Raw genomic sequence first — 19551 nt, forward strand, 5'->3', positions numbered from 1 at the left:
CCCAACCTCGGACAAAGGAAAACAGCCACGCCAGCCTGTCTGCTCGTAAGCAGTGCACCTAGGTGCGCTTCCCACATTAGGACACAATCATGAGCCCTGAAACCATGCGCGCCGCCGAAGACAGCGTCGCCGAAGATCGCGGCTACCGCGACAGCCTCACCAAGATCGAGCCCTACGGCATCGAACATATTCCGGACGTCGAGCGCCACGGCAAGCCACGTTCGCAGTTCTTCCTCTGGTTCGCCGCCGGCATGAACTTCCCCATTGTGGTCCTCGGCTTCAGTGCCACGTACTTTGGGCTTCCGTTCTGGGCGGCTGTCCTGGCCATCATCCTGGCAGGCGTCATCTCCTCGGCCGGCATGGGTTACCTGTCCGCCATGGGTGTCCGGCTGGGCATTCCACAGCAGATGCAAGGCCGTGGTCCGCTGGGCTTCGTGGGGAACTTGTTCCCCGTGGCGTACGTGAACGTCTTCGCCGGCATCGGCTGGGCGGCCGTAACCGTCATCCTGGGCGGACAAGCGATCGCCCTCCTCACGGACATTCCTTTTTGGGTCTCGTCCCTGATCCTCATGGGAATCCAGCTGGGCGTTGCCGTGATCGGCTACAACCTCATCCACTTCCTCCAGCGCATCCTGTCCTTCGTCCTGGTGATCGGTTTTGTCTTTATCACCATCGTCGCCGCCGCCAACGGCAAGGTGGTCAACGTGGCCAACGAGTCGGCTCCCGGCTTTGACGGCGTGGGCGGCTGGATCATCTTCTTCGGCTGGTTCTTCTCCTTCATCGTCGCCTGGATGCCTTTCGCTTCCGATTACTCCCGCTACCTGCCCAACACCGCCGCCAACCGCCGCGGTGCCGGTTGGGCAACCATGCTGGGCAACTTCATCACCCTTGTATGGATGGGCATCCTGGGCACCCTGCTCGGCTCTACCACCACCGCGACGGACAGCATCGGCGCCTTGAAGGAAGTCATGGGTCCGTGGGCCGCTGTGGGCCTGTGCGTCGTCGCACTGTCTTCCTTCACGCAGAACTTCCTCAACGTGTACGGCGGAGCCATCTCCATCCAGACCATGGGGGTACCGGTCAAGCGCCACATTGCCGTGATCGTCATCTGCGTGGCCTCCTACCTGGTGGCACAGTGGGGCCAAACGGGCTTCAACGAGGGCTTCACCGCCTTCCTCAACCTCACCGCCTACTGCATCGCCCCTTACGTCGCCGTCCTGGTGTGCGACTACCTTCGGGGCGGCCGCCGCACAGAGAGGGGCCTGCGCGAACTGTTCGACAAGACCCGGAAGTTCGAGTGGGGCTTCGTAGCCTGGGCAGCCGGCGTGGTGCTCTCCTCGCCGTTCTGGATGTCATCCATCTACACCGGCCCCATCGCTGCAGCCTTCCCCGGCATCGGTGACCTCTCCTACTACGTGGGTGGTGCTGTCGCAGCTGGCGTCTACTTCGCCACCCATCGCCGCAAGCGCCTGTCCGGGCTGGAGATGCTGGACCGCCGTCCGGAGGCACAAACCCTGTGACGCGCTTGGTAGTGGTGGACATGCAACGGGCTTTCCGCGACTCAGGGCAATGGCAGGTCCCCCGGTATGAGGAGATTGTGCCGGTCATCAGCCGCCTGCAGGAGAACATCGGCCCCACCACGGTGTTCACCCGGTTCGTCCGGGACCAGCAGGAAAACGGAGCCTGGTCCGCCTACTACCAGCGCTGGGACCAGATGCGGTTTCCGCCAGAGGCCGCGGCCTGGGACATCACCATGGATGTCCCAGGCACGGCAACGGTGGTGGACGCGCCCACCTTCTCCAAATGGGGTCCGGAGCTCGCGGCCTTGGTGCCCGCGGGTTCGGAAATGGTGCTCACCGGAGTCGCCACGGACTGTTGCGTCCTCTCTACCGCGCTTGGCGCAGTGGACGCAGGCAGGTTTGTCACCGTTGTATCGGACGCCTGCGCCGCCGTCAGCGACGCAGCCCAGGAACAGACCCTCGCGCTCCTGAAACTGCTCTCACCCCTCTGCGAAGTCCTGACCAGCAAGCAATTCCTCTACCGGAACGCCTGATGGATGCCCCAACCCTCCAGGGGGCGGCCCCGGAAATGACCGAAGCGTCTGCCGGGCCGCCCCGCGAAGTTGTTGCCGCCGTCGTGCACTGGCGCGGACGGCTGGCCCTCTTCAAACGCAGCCAGAGCGTGGGACACGAGCGGGGCCTGTGGCACTGCATCACCGGTTACCTCGAAGCGGGCATGTCCCCCGAGCAGCAGGCCCTCACGGAACTCCGCGAAGAAGCGGGGCTTACCCGCGCGGATCTCACCGCCTTCCACCGCGGAGAGCAACTCCTCATCCCGGATGCGGAGGGCAACCCGTGGCTGGTCCACACGTTTACGGCCGTCAGCACGCAGCGACGACTCACCCTCAACGACGAACACGATGCGTACCGATGGACCCTTCCATCCAAGATCAGCCGTTTCTGCAACCGCGTTCCCTGGCTGGACACCGTCATCCAGGCCGCGGGCAAGTGAACCGGCCGCCTATCTCCTAGGAATCACATGACCACTTTGACGATTGACCGTGAAATGTCCCTGCTTGCCTCCGTCCCGACCGGGCTGTTGATTAACGGTCAGTGGCGGGACGCGTCCGACGGCGGGACGTTCGATGTGCACGACCCCGCCACCGGGGAGGTACTCGCCACGCTCGCTTCAGCCACGAGCGAGGACGCGATTGCGGCACTGGATGCGGCTGACGCCGCGCAGGCCTCCTGGGCCAGGACCGCACCGCGGGTGCGGGCCGAGATCCTCCGCAGGGCTTTTGACCTGGTGGTTGAGCGGGCGGAGGACTTCGCGCTGCTCATGACCCTGGAGATGGGCAAGCCCTTGGCCGAAGCCCGCGGCGAAGTCACTTATGGCGCCGAGTTCCTGCGCTGGTTCTCCGAAGAAACCGTCCGCGACTACGGCCGATACCTCACCACCCCCGAGGGCAAGAACAAAATCCTCGTCCAGCACAAACCCGTCGGCCCCTGCCTGCTCATCACCCCCTGGAACTTCCCCCTCGCCATGGCCACCCGCAAAGTAGCCCCCGCCGTCACAGCCGGCTGCACCATGGTCCTCAAACCCGCCAAACTCACACCCCTCACGGCACAGTACTTCGCCCAAACCATGCTCGACGCCGGCCTCCCACCCGGAGTCCTCAACGTCGTCTCCTCCGCCTCAGCGTCCGGGATTTCCGGGCCTTTGCTCGCCGACCCGCGCCTGCGGAAAGTCTCCTTCACCGGTTCGACCCCCGTGGGCAAGCGCCTCATGGCAGACGCCGCCCAGAACGTGCTCCGCACCTCCATGGAGCTCGGCGGGAACGCCCCCTTCATCGTGTTCGAAGACGCGGACCTCGACGCCGCCGTCGAAGGGGCCATGGCCGCGAAAATGCGGAACATGGGCGAAGCCTGCACCGCCGCGAACCGCTTCCTCGTCCACGAATCCGTCGCCACCGAATTCACCGCCAAATTCGCCGCCGCGATGGGCGCCCTGACCACCGGCCGCGGCACCGAACCCGCAACCCAGGTAGGGCCCCTTATCGACGCCGGCGCCCGCGACGACGTCCATGCCTTGGTGGCTGCCGCCGTCGACGCCGGCGCTACCGCCCTCACCGGCGGGCAGCCCGCGGCCGGCCCGGGCTACTTCTACCCACCCACCGTCCTGGCCAACGTCCCCAACGACGCCGAAATACTGTCCCAGGAAATCTTTGGACCCGTCGCCCCCGTCACCACCTTCACGGACGAGGCCCACGCCATCAAGCTCGCCAACGCCTCCGAATACGGGCTCGCGTCCTACCTCTACAGCCGCGACATCAACCGGCTCCTGCGCGTGGCCGAACAGATCGAATTCGGCATGGTCGGCTTCAACGCCGGAGTCATCTCCAACGCCGCAGCCCCCTTCGGCGGCGTCAAACCCTCCGGCCTCGGCCGCGAAGGCGGAACCGAAGGCATCAACGAATACACCACCACCCAATACATCGGCCTCGCAGACCCCTACGGCCGTTGATGGCACACGTGGGTTAATCGATCTGCCTGGTGCAGCCGACTGCCGATGGGAGGTACTGCCATAACCCGTACCCGCCGTACCCTCGCTAACTTTCGCTGCACGGGGTTTAGTAGAGGAACCTAGGGAAAGGAGACGTGCTGATGCGCGCAACAATCATCCATGCACCCGGCGATGTCCGGGTGGAGGAACGGGAAAAGCCCACCATCCAGGAGCCCACTGATGCGGTCATCAAACTGGTGGCTGCTTGCGTGTGCGGTTCGGACCTGTGGCCATACCGTGGCGCCGACACCATCGAGGAACCCCGGCCGATGGGCCACGAGTACGTGGGGATCGTGGAGGAGGTTGGCCGTTCGGTAGGCAATGTGCAGGTTGGACAGTTCGTGGTGGGCTCTTTCTACGCCTCGGACAACACCTGCGACATCTGCTTGTCCGGTTACCAGTCGGGCTGTATCCATCGCGAAGGCGTGGGCAGCGCCCAGGCCGAGTATCTGCGTGTGCCCCTCGCGGACGGCACCCTGGTTGCCACCCCGGAAATGCCCGACGCCGGCAAGGTCGCCTCGCTGCTGGCCGCGTCCGACGTCCTGGGGACCGGCTGGTTCGGCGCCAAAGCCGCCGAAGTGGGCCCCGGCAAGACCGTCGCGGTGGTGGGGGACGGCGCCGTCGGGCTTCTTGCCGTCCTGGCCGCCAAGCACATGGGCGCCGAACGCATCATCGCCATGTCCCGCCACGCCTCGCGCCAGGCCCTTGCCCGCGAATTCGGCGCCACGGACATTGTTGAAGAACGCGGCGACGAGGGCGTCGGGAAGATCAAGGAACTCACGGACGGCCTGGGTGCACATTCGGTGATCGAAGCTGTTGGCACGCAGGAATCCATGATGCAGGCCATCAGGTCCACACGCCGGGGCGGACACGTCGGTTATGTAGGGGTTTCCCACGACGTGGAACTCCCCGGCCGGGAATTGTTTTCTTCCCACGTCCACCTCCACGGCGGACCGGCGCCCGTGCGCGACTACCTGCCCGAACTGATCGATTTGATCTTCAAGGGCGAGATCAACCCCGGAAAGGTCTTCGACCTGGAGCTTCCGCTGGAGGAGGCCCCCGAGGCCTACAAGGCCATGGACGAGCGCCGGGCCATCAAGGTGTTGCTGCGGCCGTAATTTACGTGCCCTGCGAGATCTACGTTCCCTGCGAGGAGGAATTCAATGAAATACACACAAAGCGGCGGCCAAACCGGAGCCGGACCTGCGGAGTGGTTCACGGGCACGGTGCAGATTGACACGATCCGTACCCCCGATGACCAAACGGCCATCGGCTGCGCCCACGTCCGGTTCGCCCCCGGTGCCCGCACCGCCTGGCACCACCACCCCAAGGGCCAGACGCTGTACGTGACCGACGGCATCGGGTGGGTTGCCCGCCGAGGAGGAGAAATCCAGGAGATCCGCCCCGGCGATGTGGTCTACATCGAACCGGGCGAGGAACACTGGCACGGAGCCACGCAGGACAGGTTCATGGCCCACATCGCCCTTCAGGAAGCGGACGGAAACGGGCAAGTGGTGACCTGGCTGGAGCACGTGAGCGATGAGGAGTACGGACTGTAGTTGAACACAGCAGTGCCCGGAGAACCTTTAGCGGTTCCCCGGGCACTCCTGTGCTTTCCGCTGCTCATGTCCCCCGTCGATGCCCACGGGTGGTTTCCGGAATACTCTTGTAGGAAATGACGCACCGTGTGCAGGGAGGAAACCGTGCGAATCCCCTCAGAGGAACGAAAAGAACAACTCATAGCCGCCACCGTGGAATTGATGAAGCGTGAGGGAGTTCAATCGGTAACCATGCGTGCCATAGCCAAGGAAGCCAATGCCCCGTTGGCTACGGCACATTATTGCTTTGACAACAAAGACGTTCTCATGGAGGCCGCCGCTGGCGCTTGGCTGAAAAACCTGGGCCGTTTTTCCCGTGACCTGCCACTGCATTTGGGGTTGCGCAAGACACTGGAACAGGTAGCGGAAGGATACTGGCGGTCCCTGGAAGAAGAACCCGCGAGTTTGCTCGCAGAATTCGAGCTCATCCTCTGGGCAACCCGCAACATCGGTTCAAGCCAGGTTGCGGCGAAGATTTACCCGGCGTACGTCGTCGAACTGGGAAAATTGCTCTCTGAAGCCGCCAGTTATGATTCCGAGGTGTGCCGGATGGACATCGATACCTTGGTACGCGCGTTCCTGATGATTTTTGATGGGGCCTCCATTCAATACATCACCGATCCCGAGGCAGTCGATCACCGTGCCAACTACTTCATGATGATCGACGCGCTATTGATCAAGGCAGGGCTCTGAGCGGCACTAGGACCGGGAGACCAGCGTGGAATCGCCATCCCGTTGGGGTTCGTTGTCCGCGTCGGGTACAGCGCCTGACTCGGATCCTTTGGCAGCAGCCGCCCTCTTGTGGCGCGCTTGCTCGTATTGCGTGAAGAACCAAATGGGAACGTAAAGAGCCAGCGCAATGAACCCGAGCCACGTAGGGGCCCAACCGATCTCCAGGCTGTTCAGGTAGACGACGCCCACCACGCAGAGGGGCAGATTGAACAGGCCAAAGAACAGCGCCACCTTTGTCCACCCCCGGGGTGCGCGGAAGGGCCGGTCCAAGCGGCGGAAGGACGGGTGTTTCTTGGCCTTGACGTAGGCAAACAGGCTGATCCCGTTGGCACATGTGTAACCGATGGCTGCGGCCGCAAGGATTGCCGGAATGGATCCCAGGGAGATCAGGGCCACGTTGAAGGCAGCCGTGAAGAACATGGCAACCCAGGGAGTTCCGTGGCGGTTGGTCCTTCCGAACACCTTGGGAAGGTTTCCTTCCACCGACATCGAGTGCATGGCCCGTGATGAACCAAGGTAGGCCGTCTGGATGATCAGGACCATGGCGGCTATCAGCATGATGATGGTGACCACCGATCCAACACCGCCAAAGACGGCTTGTGCCACGGGAATCAAGGGCGAAATCGGTTCTGCCAGCACACCGTCAACACCAAGGACACCGATGACGGCTGCTTGGACAAGCACGTAGGAGAAGAAGCAGATGATGCCGCAGGAGAACAGTGCCTTGGGTACGTCTTTTCCTGGCTTCTTGTACTCCGGACCGTAGATGGCTGCCGTTTCCCAGCCGCAGGCACTCCATTGGGCGATGGCAAAGATACCGAAAAGAATGAGGACGTGGTGCATATCCCATGACCAATCGGCGGGCGCCCAGTTTCCGCTGATGTGCGCGAAGTCCACATGCCCGGTCGCAAACGGGGCAACGGTCAGGACGACCAGGGGGATCAAAGAGACGGCGGCAAGGATGTACCCCAGAATGGCGCCGTCCTTCAGGCCGAACCAGTTGACGATGGACAGGACCACAAAGATGGCCAGGCCTGCGATCAGGGAGAGCTGGTACTCGGTGAAGGCTTCAGCCAGGGCCGGAAACAAACCATGCAGGTAACCTCCTACCAGCATGGCGAAGATGGCCAGCACCGGATTCCAGGCGAACCAGTAGCTCCACGCACTGAATCCGCCGATTAGCTGTCCTTTGTTGAACCGGCCCTTGTGGTTTTCGGTACGGAAGACGTGCTGGGCAAATCCAGGAAGACCGGACGCCTTGGGAAAAGTGGTGGCCAGTTCCGCATAGGCCGTGTTCTGGAAGAAGCCTTGAACCACCGACAATCCCCAGATAAGAATTGCCGCTGCAGAAACGTACATGGGCAGGTAGCCCAGGGAAGGAAGGATCAGCAGCGGCACGCCCAGCGAAATGGCCAGCCCCTGTTTCCAATCGATTGACCGTTTAAGGTGGTCCGCTCCGTTCAAACTGTCTTGACTCATTGATTTCTCCTTTGAATGGCAATGGAATCTGCAAACCGGGATGTTTACAGGCAGGACAATGTCACTGCATGCCGAATGGAGTTGTTCCAATTGATGATCAGAATGCAGTTACTTGCGCAGCATCGCGTCCATGAATGCGGGAAATGGCGTTTGATGTGGACGCAGCTGTTCGCCGCGTACTCCGGATACGGAGCGGTTTAGATTTCGAAGTAACGGAATGAATCCGACTCCAGGCCTTCAGGGTTGGGGCCGTAGATGGTGACCATATGGGCGTAAACCGGCGCCCAGTAGCGGCCGAGTTGGCCGGGGTTGACCCGGGCAACGTCGCCTGGTTTCAGGATGACGGTTTTGCCTTCACTCTCAACGTAAAGTTCACCCGCAAGAAGCACGTTGGTCTCGGTATGGGGGTGGAAATCCTCCCAGCCACACGCTTCCAACTCCCACTCGGACAGAATGAAGTCCGCCCAGCGGCCAACAGGCTTGGAGTTGATGAATCGGCACCGCAACCGTGGCCATTCCGCTTTCATGGGCGTCATGGGTTCAGCTGGCCAGAGGTCCAGTACCTCCCCCGTCATTGGGGTCCAGGACTGCAGCGCGGGGGTTGTGGTCATAGTTCTCACCCTTTCGTAGGCGTGGCCGACTGCCCCGCGGAATCAAAGGGAATTCGTGGCACATCGCGCCAATATGATGCGGGTCACAGCGAGGTCAACTGTGACAGGAACAGATGTTCAAGTCAACGGTTCAAGAAGAAGAATTCCTTAGGCAGGAGATCCGATTAATTTTTCATGAACGGTTGACTTGTACAGGCGTTCATGTCAACGTAATTCAGGCAAGGGAAGTGACTCGTATCACAGATCCAAGGCCTTCGAGCCGACTCGTCCGGCGGTCAATGGGCGATGAAAATTACCAACCAGTCCCTTGGCGCAGCTCTGCCGAAAATCCCACCAGATCCCTAAGGAGAAAATCATGGAAACGCTTAACGGAACCCTGAGCAAGGCTGGATCCATCCACAAGGTTGAGGGCGGTTTCCTCAACCTTCCATCGATGAACGAGGAGGGTTGCGACGCAGCCATCGGCGACTCGCTCTCCAACCCGGCCGGCTCGGTCATGTGTGCCGGATTCTTTGAACTGAAGGCGTCCAAGCCGCTCGTCTACACCTACACCTACGACGAGATGAAGGTTGTAGTGGCCGGCGAATTCATCCTCACCGACCAGGCAACGGGCGAAGTCACCCACGCCAAGGAGCGGGATGTCCTGTTCTTCCCCAAGGGGACAACCGTCAAGTTCGAAACCCCCGACTACGCCCTCGGGTTCTTCGCCGGCGACCGCGACTTCGCTGCCTAGGTTCCGGCACCTTCACACCATCTGAAAGAGGTAAGCAGCATGACACTTCGAGTCGGAATCATTGGCGCAGGACCCAGCGGCCTGGCCCAACTGCGCGCGTTCGAATCAGCGCGCCAAAAAGGCATCGACATCCCGGACATCAAGTGCTTCGAGAAGCAGGACGACTGGGGTGGCCAGTGGAACAACAGCTGGCGCATCGGCTTGGACGCCAGCGGTGAACCGGTCCACTCCAGCATGTACCGGCACCTGTGGTCGAACGGCCCCAAAGAGTGCCTGGAGTTCTCGGACTACTCGTTCGATGAGCATTTTGGACGGCCCATTTCCTCCTTCCCGCCCCGCGAGGTGCTCTTCGACTACATCAAGGGCCGGGTGGAAAAGTCGGATGTGCGCAAGTACGTCAAGTTCAACACCGTGGCGCGCCACACCACCTACAACGACGAGACCCAGGAATTCACGGTGACCGTGGAGGACCTGCGGACCAACCTCACCGAGACCCACGTGTTCGACAAGCTGGTGGTGGCCACCGGCCACTTCCACGTTCCTGCCGTACCCGAGTTCAAGGGCATCAAGTCATTCCCCGGCGAGGTCCTGCACGCCCACGACTTCCGTGGAGCCGAGCGTTTTGTGGGAAAGAGGCTGCTGATGATTGGCAGCAGCTACTCCGCCGAGGACATCGGGATGCAGGCCCACAAAATGGGCGCCGCCTCCATCACCATGAGCTACCGGAGCAACCCCATGGGCTACCACTGGCCATGGAACACGGTGGAGCGCCCGCTCGTCACGCACTTCGAGGGCCGGACGGCCTACTTCAGCGATGGCACCCATGACGACTTTGATGCCGTGGTGCTTTGCACCGGCTACCAGCACAAGTATCCGTTCCTGCCCGGCGAACTCTCGCTGAAATCCCCGAACGTGCTCTACCCGGGGAACCTCTACAAGGGCGTGGTGTGGCAGCAGAACACCAATCTGTTCTATCTGGGCGCGCAGGACCAGTACTACACCTTCAACATGTTCGACGCCCAGGCCTGGTTTGCCCGCGACGTCATGACCGGCGTCGTCGATCTGCCGTCCCTGGCCGACCGCGAGGCGGACATCGCGCTTTGGCTGGAGCGCCAGGCGGCCCTCCAGGACCATGATGCCGAAGCCGATTTCCAGTCCGATTACCTGCGCGAGCTCATCGACGCCACGGACTACCCGCCCTTCGACCTCGACGCCGTCTCCCAGCTGTTCAAGGACTGGATGCACAACAAGCACACCGACATCCTGGGCTACCGCGACGCGGTGCACCGCTCAGTGGTTACCGGCACCATGGCAACCAAGCACCACACCCGGTGGATCAACGCCATGGATGACTCCCTGGACCGGTACCTCAACGGCCCCTCCCAGGAGCTGGCCAGCGGGTCGCCCAAAGTCCTGGCTGACGAACGCGCCTGACGCACGCGGTTGGCCCTTCGCCGGCTGGAGATACCGGCGAAGGGCCAACCATGGAACAACGTGGAGAATCGTGGTGAGAAGAGCCTATTGCCTGGCGGACCGGGAGGAGTGGGAAGCGGAACTCTTCGCCTCCCTCAGCAGGACCGTCCGGTACGAATTGAGGCATGACCTGCGGTGCCTTGCCTGCGGCGGCAAGGCGTTGTTCCGCAGCGCGTCCGCACGTCGGCCCGCCATGTTTGCGGCCAGGCATTCGCCGGCCTGCCTCCTCATCAACCACCCGGCGTGGGGTGTCTTCAGGTATCTCCAATAGGCTGCCGCGAGGAGTAGGCTGCCGCGAGGCGCCTACGCCTCCAGCGTGCTCGTCGTCGCGCCCGGCTCGCGGGCTGCCTGCAGCTTCAACAGCTCGGACCGCAACGCCGGATCAAGCGCCGCATCCAGCACGGTCAGCGCCAGGACGGTAGCCCCGTCCACTACGGCGTCGTCGGCCTCGGGCGTGATGGCGTCTGCCGTGAAGTCCGGGTGGTGCGGAACGGCGGTGCTGTTGCGGACCACCACCATGCCATGCACTGAGGGAAGAACCTGGGATACGTTCCCCATGTCCGAGGACCCGCCGCCGAAGATCGGCGTGTGGTCCACCGGACGGCCGATGCCTTCCATGTTGGCATCCCACAGTTCGCCCAACCCGGCATGCGTGTCGATCGGCGCGTAGGGGTGTTCGGTCTGTCGGTGGGTCCAGGTACATCCGGTGGCGATGGCCGCACCTTCGAAGCAAGCGAGCACGCGGCACTTGAGGTCCCGCCACACGTCAACGTCCCCCGCGCGCACCTCCACCTGTACCGTGGATTCCCCGGCGATCACGTTGGTGGCGCCGCCGCCGTGCGAGATGAAGGCATTGGTGTTCGCGTTTTCCGGCAGGTGCTGGCGCAACACTGCCATGTTCATCAGGGCCAGGCTCGCTGCCGCACCGGCATTGATGGCCTTGTCAGGGGCACCGGCCGCGTGGGCTTCGCTGCCCTTGAACTGCACCTCGAAGCGTTCCACGGCAGCCATGCTGAAGGCCGTGGCGCTGCGCTCCACCCCCGTCATGCCGTGCACCATGAGCGAAAACGCGGCGTCCTCCCAGGCGCCGGCCTGCAGGAGCGACACCTTGCCGCCGCCGTGCTCTTCGGCGGGAGTGCCCAGAACCTTGATGCGCAGTCCGGCGGCGTCGGCTACGGGCTTGAGCGCCAAAGCGGCACCGACGCCCGCCGCCGCGATGATGTTGTGGCCGCACGCGTGGCCCACCTCGGGCAGGGCGTCGTATTCTGCGCAGATCACTACCGTCAGTTCGCCCACACCATAGGTGGCCTCAACCGCCGTCGGAATTCCATACGCACGTTCGGCGACGTCGAAGCCGCCCTCACGCAGCACCGCGGCCACGGCCGCCGCCGACTCATGTTCTTCCCACGAGACTTCGGCCAACGCGTGCACTGTGTGGCTGAGTTCCAGGATGGAAGGTACGACGGCGGTCGCGGCCTCGCGTACGGCGTCGCGCAGGGTTTCCTTGGAGGTGATGTCAATCGAAACGGTCATTGTTTCTTTCCTTCTCTGTTGAGGTTCAGTTGGCTGGTTCGAGGGCCTGGTCCGTGGTGGAGTCCTGCTGCCCGGATGTCCGGGGCGCAGCGGTTTCGGACGCCGCCTTGGCCTGGCGGATGAAGAGCACGGCGACGGCGAAGAGGACACACAGTCCGGCGCAGATCCACCAGACGGCGTGGAAGGAGAACTGCGTGGCTACGCGTGCTCCCGCCGCGGAGGGAGCAGTGAGGGCGGACATGAGCAGCGCGAAGAGCGCGCCGGCTACGCCGCCGGCAGCCGTTCGGGCCGTGTTGTACAAGCCGGACGCGATGCCCACGGAATCGGCGGCGGCGCGCTGCACCACCAGCGTGGGAAGAGTTCCACTGACGATGCCCGTGCCGAGGCCGGCCACCACCAGCCACACCGTGAAGGTGACCAGCGTTCCGGGGGCCAGGATCATGAGCAGGTAGGCCACGGCTCCGAGGAGTCCACCGAGGGCAACGGTTCGTGTGCCGCCCAGGAAGCGGGAGACGCGGTCCGCGAAGGTTGCTCCGAGGAATGCCGCCAACGCCATGATGCTGAGCAGGATTCCGGCTGCGGACGCGGCAGCACCGAAACCGAATCCGAGCGTCGCGGGATCGGAACGCAGGTAGACCGAGATCGGGGCCTGGGCTCCGAACAGCTGTGCACCGAACAGGAAGGCCACCACGATCGGCAGTCCGATGCCGCCTCGAAGCAGCATGTTCAGGTCAACCAGCGGGTGTTTGATGCGACGGGCGGACACTACCCAGCCCGCGAGCAGTGCCACGCCGACGATCATGGCGATGCCTACAGTCAACGGGGGCCAGGTGGCCAGGTTGGACGCACCGCCCAGGACGGCCACCAGTCCGCCACCCAGGAGGACAGCGCCGAGGTAATCCACTTTGCCTTGGCTGCGAAGCGGGGTTTCCTTGACGAAGATGGCGATGCCGGGGATGCACAGGGCCATGAAGATCGCCGGGAACAGCAATGTCAGGGACAGGCTGCCGACGGCGTCAAGGACGATGCCGGACAAGAAGCCGCCGATCGTGGCACCGAGAGTCAGCGCAGCGACGAGCCGGCCGATGCTTCGGCCCGACCGTTCCGAGTCACGCTGGTGGACAATGGCGAATTCCAGGGGCAGGAACACAGCGAGGGGTGCCTGGATGGCGCGGCCCACCAGGAACAGTTCGTAGTTCGGCGCGAACGCGACCAGGACGGACGCGGCTGCGACGATCGCCGTGGCGATCATGAGGACGCGCTTGTGTCCGTGGATGTCGCCGAGCTTGGACAGGAGTGGAACAACCAGGACCGTCGCCAGCAAGTAGGCGGCACTGATCCAGTTCAGCGAGGCGGCCGAGACACCGTGGTGCTCTCCGATCGATGAAAACAAGGGACTCAACCAGCCTTGCAGGATGCCGCTGCCAAGCTCCATGACAACCAGGAAGCCGACGGCTCCGGCAGCGGTGGATTTCTGCGCAGTTGTACGCATATGCGCTCCGATGTGATGAGAAGTGAACGGGATCACACCATGATGGAAGCGCCGTGTTTCCGATGGATGAAATTGAAGCTTTCCATGGATTATCTTGCTGATATGCAGGAATACATGCTCGATCCCCTTGAAGAGCGCATCATCCATGCCTTGCAGATCGAAGGCCGGGCCTCGTGGGCCGAGCTTTCGCCCCTCCTCGGCGTGGACGCTGTGACACTTTCGCGGCGCTGGGAATCCCTCCGGGAAAGAGGACTTGCCTGGGTGACGGGGATCTTCACCGAAGGGGCCAGTGCCCTGGTGGACATCACCTGCATGCCCCAACACACAGCGAAGGTGGCGCAGGAGCTGATAAAGATTCCGGCTGTGATGACCCTGGACCACACCTCGGGTGGCCGGGACCTGCTGGCCACGTGCCTCGGGGAGAATCCTCTGGCGATCTGGGACGTGGTGACCAACCAAATCGGCGCCCTGGATGGCGTCCGGAACACGCAGACGCACCTGGTCACCGAAATGATCATGGAAGCCTCGGCCTGGAGGTTGCGTGCGCTCACGCCCGCAGAGGCGGGCAAGGTGGCCAAGCCCAAGCCCCCGCGCGCCAGGGCCCCGCGGACTGTACATCCCGACGTCGAATACGCCCTCCGGCACTGCCTGCTGGAGGACGGGCGCCGTCCCGTGAGCCGCATCGCCGCTGAACACGGGCTCAGCGAACAACGCGTCGCGGACGGACTGGCCCGGCTGCGGGCCGACGGACGGCTGCGGCTGCGCACGGATGTAGCCCGCAGTGTCACCGGCTGGCCCGTCTACGCCTGGTACTTCGTGCGGACCGCAGCCAAGCACATCCAGCAAATGCGCGGGCTCATGGCCCAGATTCCGGAGGCCCGCACGGCCTTGGCCGTGGCCAGCCAATACAACCTGGTGGTGGCCGTCTGGCTGCGGGAAATGACCGACGTGATGCGCTTCGAGGCGGCCCTTGAGGCGGCGGTTCCGAGCGCACGGATCGTGGACAGGAGCGTGGTCTTCCGGATGAGCAAGCACCTGGGGCACGTCATCGACGACCAGGGAAGGGCCACGCTCGGGTTCGTCCACCCCTTCACTCCGTAGCAAGGAGTGCGGTTAAGTAGAGCTAAACCGAAGGGAGCGTCAGTGCTGGATATCCGACGCCTGCATATCCTCAAGACCCTTGAGCTTGAGGGCACCATGACCGCCGCCGCTGCCAAGCTGCACATGACAACGTCGGCCGTGAGCCAGCAGTTGGCGGTCCTGGAGAAGGAGGCCGGGCTGGCACTGCTGGTCCGGACCGGCAGGAAAGTCCGGCTGACCGAGGCGGGCGCCTTGCTGGTGGAGCACTTTGGCCGGATCGCCTCGGAAGTGGAAGCCGCCGAAGCCACCCTGAAGAAATTCCAGACCGACGTCCGCGGCCGCCTGGCCATCAGCGCGTTCCCGAGTTTCTGCAGCACCGTGCTTCCCTCGGCTGTCATGTCCCTGCAGGCGGCCTACCCGAGGCTGGACGTCACCATCTCCGACCTCGAACCGTCCGAGAGCGTGGCCCAACTCCGCGCCGGAAACATTGATATTGCCGTGGTGGACGACCTCAGCGAAATCCAGGACGAGGGCCTGGTAAAGACCGTTTTGGCCCGAGACGAGATCATCCTGGTCCTGCCCGGGGACCGGCCCGTGCCGGACAGCGGCACTCCCGTCAGGCTCCCCGACTACGCCCATGAAAGCTGGGTTTTGGACCAGGAAGGCAGCGTCTTTGAACGATTCGTGCTGCAGACGTGCCGCGAAGCCGGCTTCACTCCCAAAGTCATCGCCAATTGCCGGAACCTGATGGCTACGCTGGGCCTGGTCCGTGGCGGGCTCGGGGTGGCCCTGATGAGCGAGTTGAATCTTGGCCGCGAGACCCAGGATCTCCAGGTCCGCCGCGTCGATCCGAGCTGCGGCCGCAACATCATCATCCTGTACCGGGCCGCGGGCAAGGCCGCTCCCGCCATAGCCGCCGTCATCGAGGAACTCCGGATCGCCACCGAGGCCCGGCCCACAGCCTGATCGTTAAGCTCAGCTTGACGGTTGTTTCACTAATTCCCGATGGACGCGCGTGCCGCCACCCTCCACAGTTGAAAGGGAACCCAGCCCCTATTGCTCCCTTGGAGGATCCCATGGCATTGAGCGCCCTCGACCTGTTCTCGATCGGCATCGGCCCGTCGTCGTCCCACACGGTGGGTCCGATGCGCGCGGCCCGCACCTTCGTCGGCGCCTTGGAACAGGACGGAAAGCTCGACGCCGTTGATCGGGTTCACGCCGGATTGTTTGGTTCGCTGGGGGCTACCGGAAAGGGACACGGCTCGGACAAGGCCGTGATCCTCGGTTTCATGGGCAAACTCCCGGAAACGGTTGACCCCATGGCCGCGGACCGCATGGTGGCCGAGGCTACGGAAGCGAAAAAGATCCTCCTGGCCGGACGCCGGATGGTCTCCTTCAACCGGGCAAAGGACGTGGTGCTGCATATGCGCCAGTCCCTGCCGGCCCACCCCAACGGCATGCGCTTCCAGGCCTTCGACGGCCAGGGAAACCTTGTCTCCGAGCGGGTGTTCTACTCTGTCGGCGGCGGTTTCGTGGTGGACGAGGACGCCGTAGGGCAGACGCAGCAGGACGCCGTGGCGTTGCGTTTCCCCTTCAGCAACGGACAGGAACTGCTGGACCACTGCGAGCGCGAAGGCATGTCCATCAGCGACGTCATGCTGGCCAATGAAAGCGCCTGGCGAAGCGAAGAAGATACCCGTGCCGAGCTTCTGCGCATCTGGGAAACCATGAAGGAGTGTGTTTCGCGCGGCTGTAGCCGTACGGAAGAGCACCTGCCCGGAAACCTGATGGTCCGCCGTCGTGCGCCGCGTCTCTTTGCCGACCTGCAGACCAAAGACGACGCCACCGATCCCCTGCGCGCCGTGGACTGGGTGAACCTGTTTGCCTTGGCCGTGAACGAAGAGAACGCCACCGGTGGCCGCGTGGTCACCGCACCCACCAATGGTGCCGCCGGAATCATTCCCGCCGTTTTGCACTACTACATGAAGTTCGTTCCGGGCGCCTCTGAAGACCACGTAGTCCGGTTCCTTCTGACCGCTGCGGCCATCGGCGTGCTGTTCAAGACCAACGCGTCCATTTCGGGTGCGGAGGTGGGCTGCCAGGGCGAGGTTGGTTCTGCCTGTTCCATGGCCGCCGGTGCCCTGTGCGAAATCCTCGGCGGCACCCCGCTGCAGGTGGAGAACGCGGCCGAGATCGGCATCGAACACAACCTCGGCCTGACATGCGATCCCGTGGGTGGCCTGGTGCAGATCCCGTGCATCGAACGCAACGCGATGGCCAGCAACAAGGCCATCAATGCGGCGCGGATCAGCCTGCGCGGGGACGGCATCCACCACGTGTCCCTGGACACCGCCATCAAGACCATGCGCGAGACCGGCGCGGACATGAAGAGCAAGTACAAGGAAACCTCGCGCGGCGGCCTAGCCGTCAATGTCGTGGCGTGCTGAGGGCTACTCCGTTTCGACCCACGCTGACCGCCACTCCGGTGCTTCGAAGGCTTCGCTCCAATAGGCCGTTTCCTTGGCGATCTTGCCGTCCCGGAATTCGAAGATGAACACCGTCTGGTACTGCGGGCCGGCATAGTCCAGCAGCGCCTCGGCAACCACCAGGTCCCCTCCGCTGGTCATCCTTCGCGGGGTGATGGTGGGCAGTTGCGGGAACGCGTTGTAGATTCCCCGTCGGTTCCCGGCCCCACGCACCACCTCGCCGGATTGGGGCCAGTGCATGATCGCGTCGTCGTGGAAGAGTTCGTCCATGACGGCGATGTCGCGGGCATTGATGCAGTCGATCAGCCGCTGCACCACTTGTTCGTTGGGCGTTGCTTCAGTCACGTGCACCCCTCAGGTTTGTGAGTTAGATACACGGATCATAGGATTCCGGGGGCGCCAAGGGGAGAGGCTTTGGTGCGCTGCGTTGAGGTTCGTTTTCCGCACCGGACGAGGGCTTAGAGGCTTGCGAGGATGGCCCGGGCGGACTTGAGGTAGTCCGGGCCGGTGCCTTCCTTGCCAAGGGCGGACTGGATGGCGAAGCCCTGGATCAGCCCCATGACGGCCGGGGCCAGGCACCGGGCCGTGGCCTCGGCGTCCTCGTCCGGCCGCGATGCGCGGATCCACGCCTCCAGGTAGTTCTCAAGGTGCCCGCGGATTTGGACGAGGATGTTCTGGGCCACCTCTCCAAGCTGGTCATTCCGGACGGCCTCGCCCCACACTTGCACGGCGACATCCGGGAAGAAGTCCATGGCCATCAGGCCGGACATGAGCGCCACCACGGCCTCTTGGGGCGGCGGGACCGGTTGGTGTGCGCTGAGGCGCTCGAGTGCCGCCATGCGTTCCTCGAAGACCCGCCTGCCGGCGTCGACAATCAGTTCCTCTTTGCTGCGGTAGTAAACATAGACGGCTCCGGCGGAGAGCCCGGCCTTGGCGATAATGTCCCCCATGGCCACGTTCGAGAATCCCTTCTCGGCAACGCAGGCGAGCGCGGCCCGCTGGATGCGCTCCCGCATTGCGGCACGGTGTTCCTCGCTGACTTTCGGCATGGGTCCACCGTACCGGAAAAGAAAACGAATGATCATTCTTGACGTTTCGATGGTGAGGGTCAAAAATGAAGAACGAACATTCTTTTTGTACGATCCCGAGAGGACGCACCATGTCCGCCACCACCGAACGCACGGCAGCCCCGGAGCACCGCCAGGAGCCGCCAACGGGCACCCATACCCCGTGGCCCCACGCACTCCGCACCGCCCTGCTCGCCGCCGTCGCCGTCTGCACGGTCCTGCTGGCCTTTGCCTGGCCAAGCGTCACCGCCAAGGTCCAGAACCTGCCCGTTGCCGCCGTCGGCAGCGCAGAGCAGATCGCCCAGATCACCTCACAGGCACCAGCAGGCGCCCTCGATGTGCGCACGGCCTCCAGCCGCGACGACGCCGTGAACCTCATCAAGCAACGCCAGGTGTATGGCGCGATCGTCCTCGGCGCTTCTCCGGAGATCCTCGTGGCCAGCGCAGGCAGCCCGGTCGCCTCCCAAGCACTGACGCAAATGGGCGCCCAGATGCAGTCGCAGATCCAGGCCCAAGTGATCGCCAAGCTTCAGGCCGCCCTGGCCCAGGCGGCCCAGGGTGCGGCAACCGGCACCCCGCCCCAGTCCGGGCAGGGCACGCCGCCCGCAGCAGTCCCCCAGGTGGCCGTCACCGACGTCGTGCCTCTTTCGTCCGACGACCCACGCGGCACGGGCCTTGCCGTCGCCGGCCTGCCCCTCGCCATGGGCGGCATGATCGGCGGCGTCCTGATCTCGCTGCTCGTCTCCGGGACCTGGCGCCGGCTGGGTGCGATCCTGGCGTACGGCGTCATCGCGGGCCTGGGACTCGCCGGCATCCTGCAGGGCTGGTTCCATACCCTCCAAGGAAGCTACTGGGCGAACGCCGGCGCGATCGGCCTCGGCGTCGTTGCGACGGCGGCGATCATCGTGGGGCTCAACGCACTGATCGGAAGGGCGGGCATCGCGGTAGGAGCGGTCATCACCCTGTTCGTGGGCAACCCCCTCTCGTCGCTGACGCAGCCCAAGGAATTCCTCCCCGCGCCTTGGGGCGACGTGGGCCAATGGATGGTGCCCGGCGCGTCGGGAACATTGCTGCGGGACCTCTCCTACTTCCCGGATGCATCGGCAGCGTTCCCATGGCTGGTGCTGGCCTGCTGGGCCGTCGCCGGGGCCGTACTCATCGCCGTCGGCCACTTCCGGAACGCCCCTGCGGTGGCGGAGGCGTAG

At 63.7% G+C, this 19551-nt stretch carries 20 protein-coding genes; 14 read left to right on the forward strand and 6 right to left on the reverse strand.

From position 1 onward, the window contains the following. Positions 1 to 89 precede the first annotated feature (89 nt). The 7 genes from ACIQT2_RS14425 to ACIQT2_RS14455 all read left to right on the forward strand — a co-directional run bounded on the left by ACIQT2_RS14425 (position 90) and on the right by ACIQT2_RS14455 (position 6353). The gene (locus tag ACIQT2_RS14425; protein ID WP_400332842.1) at positions 90 to 1520 is read left to right on the forward strand and encodes a purine-cytosine permease family protein; all 1431 of its coding nucleotides are present in this window, start codon (positions 90 to 92) and stop codon (positions 1518 to 1520) included. Continuing rightward, positions 1517 to 2053 carry a cysteine hydrolase family protein gene (locus ACIQT2_RS14430; RefSeq protein WP_402947586.1) on the forward strand — a complete coding sequence of 179 codons (537 nt, stop codon included), beginning with the start codon at positions 1517 to 1519 and terminating at the stop codon, positions 2051 to 2053. The genes ACIQT2_RS14425 and ACIQT2_RS14430 overlap by 4 nt, the downstream gene beginning before the upstream one ends. Next, the gene (locus tag ACIQT2_RS14435) at positions 2053 to 2511 is read left to right on the forward strand and encodes an NUDIX domain-containing protein (protein ID WP_402947589.1); all 459 of its coding nucleotides are present in this window, start codon (positions 2053 to 2055) and stop codon (positions 2509 to 2511) included. The genes ACIQT2_RS14430 and ACIQT2_RS14435 overlap by 1 nt, the downstream gene beginning before the upstream one ends. A 27-nt stretch (positions 2512 to 2538) precedes the next feature. Beyond that, on the forward strand, positions 2539 to 4023 hold the full coding sequence (locus tag ACIQT2_RS14440) for an NAD-dependent succinate-semialdehyde dehydrogenase (protein WP_402947592.1): 1485 nt from the start codon (positions 2539 to 2541) through the stop codon (positions 4021 to 4023). Positions 4024 to 4163: 140 nt separating this feature from the next. Further along, positions 4164 to 5180, forward strand: a complete 1017-nt coding sequence (locus ACIQT2_RS14445; RefSeq protein ID WP_402947595.1) for a zinc-dependent alcohol dehydrogenase family protein — start codon at positions 4164 to 4166, stop codon at positions 5178 to 5180. Positions 5181 to 5225: 45 nt separating this feature from the next. Next, positions 5226 to 5621 (forward strand): cupin domain-containing protein, encoded by a 396-nt coding sequence (locus ACIQT2_RS14450; protein WP_400332824.1) that lies wholly within the window; start codon positions 5226 to 5228, stop codon positions 5619 to 5621. 144 nt (positions 5622 to 5765) lie between these two features. Next, complete coding sequence (locus tag ACIQT2_RS14455) at positions 5766 to 6353, forward strand: TetR/AcrR family transcriptional regulator (protein WP_402947598.1); 588 nt, start codon at positions 5766 to 5768, stop codon at positions 6351 to 6353. Positions 6354 to 6359: 6 nt separating this feature from the next. Here ACIQT2_RS14455 and ACIQT2_RS14460 read toward each other — a convergent pair whose 3' ends face one another. Continuing rightward, positions 6360 to 7871: an APC family permease gene (locus ACIQT2_RS14460; RefSeq protein ID WP_402947601.1), complete on the reverse strand. Its 1512-nt coding sequence runs from the start codon at positions 7869 to 7871 to the stop codon at positions 6360 to 6362. A 197-nt stretch (positions 7872 to 8068) separates the two neighbouring features. Beyond that, on the reverse strand, positions 8069 to 8482 hold the full coding sequence (locus tag ACIQT2_RS14465) for a cupin domain-containing protein (protein WP_400332815.1): 414 nt from the start codon (positions 8480 to 8482) through the stop codon (positions 8069 to 8071). A gap of 355 nt (positions 8483 to 8837) precedes the next feature. Between ACIQT2_RS14465 and ACIQT2_RS14470 the strand changes: the two genes are divergently transcribed. The 3 genes from ACIQT2_RS14470 to ACIQT2_RS14480 all read left to right on the forward strand — a co-directional run bounded on the left by ACIQT2_RS14470 (position 8838) and on the right by ACIQT2_RS14480 (position 10959). After that, a complete protein-coding gene (locus ACIQT2_RS14470) occupies positions 8838 to 9215 on the forward strand; it encodes a cupin domain-containing protein (RefSeq protein WP_400332813.1) in 378 nt (125 codons plus the stop codon). A gap of 39 nt (positions 9216 to 9254) precedes the next feature. Beyond that, positions 9255 to 10649 (forward strand): NAD(P)-binding domain-containing protein, encoded by a 1395-nt coding sequence (locus tag ACIQT2_RS14475; RefSeq protein WP_402947605.1) that lies wholly within the window; start codon positions 9255 to 9257, stop codon positions 10647 to 10649. A gap of 70 nt (positions 10650 to 10719) precedes the next feature. Then, positions 10720 to 10959 carry a hypothetical protein gene (locus ACIQT2_RS14480; protein WP_400332808.1) on the forward strand — a complete coding sequence of 80 codons (240 nt, stop codon included), beginning with the start codon at positions 10720 to 10722 and terminating at the stop codon, positions 10957 to 10959. A 32-nt stretch (positions 10960 to 10991) separates the two neighbouring features. Here ACIQT2_RS14480 and ACIQT2_RS14485 read toward each other — a convergent pair whose 3' ends face one another. Together ACIQT2_RS14485 and ACIQT2_RS14490 are read right to left on the reverse strand one after the other, a co-directional pair. Beyond that, a complete protein-coding gene (locus ACIQT2_RS14485) occupies positions 10992 to 12221 on the reverse strand; it encodes an amidohydrolase (protein ID WP_402947608.1) in 1230 nt (409 codons plus the stop codon). Between the two features lie 25 nt (positions 12222 to 12246). Continuing rightward, the gene (locus tag ACIQT2_RS14490) at positions 12247 to 13713 is read right to left on the reverse strand and encodes an MFS transporter (RefSeq protein WP_402947610.1); all 1467 of its coding nucleotides are present in this window, start codon (positions 13711 to 13713) and stop codon (positions 12247 to 12249) included. An 84-nt stretch (positions 13714 to 13797) separates the two neighbouring features. Between ACIQT2_RS14490 and ACIQT2_RS14495 the strand changes: the two genes are divergently transcribed. The 3 genes from ACIQT2_RS14495 (at position 13798) to ACIQT2_RS14505 (ending at position 17240) form a co-directional block, all read left to right on the forward strand. Further along, positions 13798 to 14814 carry an Lrp/AsnC family transcriptional regulator gene (locus tag ACIQT2_RS14495; protein ID WP_402947613.1) on the forward strand — a complete coding sequence of 339 codons (1017 nt, stop codon included), beginning with the start codon at positions 13798 to 13800 and terminating at the stop codon, positions 14812 to 14814. Between the two features lie 42 nt (positions 14815 to 14856). Then, the gene (locus ACIQT2_RS14500) at positions 14857 to 15759 is read left to right on the forward strand and encodes a LysR family transcriptional regulator (protein ID WP_402947616.1); all 903 of its coding nucleotides are present in this window, start codon (positions 14857 to 14859) and stop codon (positions 15757 to 15759) included. Between the two features lie 110 nt (positions 15760 to 15869). Next, on the forward strand, positions 15870 to 17240 hold the full coding sequence (locus tag ACIQT2_RS14505; protein WP_402947619.1) for an L-serine ammonia-lyase: 1371 nt from the start codon (positions 15870 to 15872) through the stop codon (positions 17238 to 17240). A gap of 3 nt (positions 17241 to 17243) precedes the next feature. On the opposite strand, the gene ACIQT2_RS14510 is transcribed toward ACIQT2_RS14505, so the two are convergent. Together ACIQT2_RS14510 and ACIQT2_RS14515 are read right to left on the reverse strand one after the other, a co-directional pair. Next, entirely contained in the window at positions 17244 to 17624 is a 381-nt protein-coding gene (locus ACIQT2_RS14510; RefSeq protein ID WP_402947622.1) for a nuclear transport factor 2 family protein, read from the reverse strand. Between the two features lie 113 nt (positions 17625 to 17737). Beyond that, the gene (locus ACIQT2_RS14515; protein WP_402947625.1) at positions 17738 to 18328 is read right to left on the reverse strand and encodes a TetR/AcrR family transcriptional regulator; all 591 of its coding nucleotides are present in this window, start codon (positions 18326 to 18328) and stop codon (positions 17738 to 17740) included. Between the two features lie 110 nt (positions 18329 to 18438). On the opposite strand from ACIQT2_RS14515, the gene ACIQT2_RS14520 reads away from it, so the two are divergent. Then, the gene (locus tag ACIQT2_RS14520; protein ID WP_402947627.1) at positions 18439 to 19551 is read left to right on the forward strand and encodes an ABC transporter permease; all 1113 of its coding nucleotides are present in this window, start codon (positions 18439 to 18441) and stop codon (positions 19549 to 19551) included.

This window comes from Paenarthrobacter sp. NPDC090522 (assembly GCF_044769225.1).
Lineage (GTDB): Bacteria > Actinomycetota > Actinomycetes > Actinomycetales > Micrococcaceae > Arthrobacter.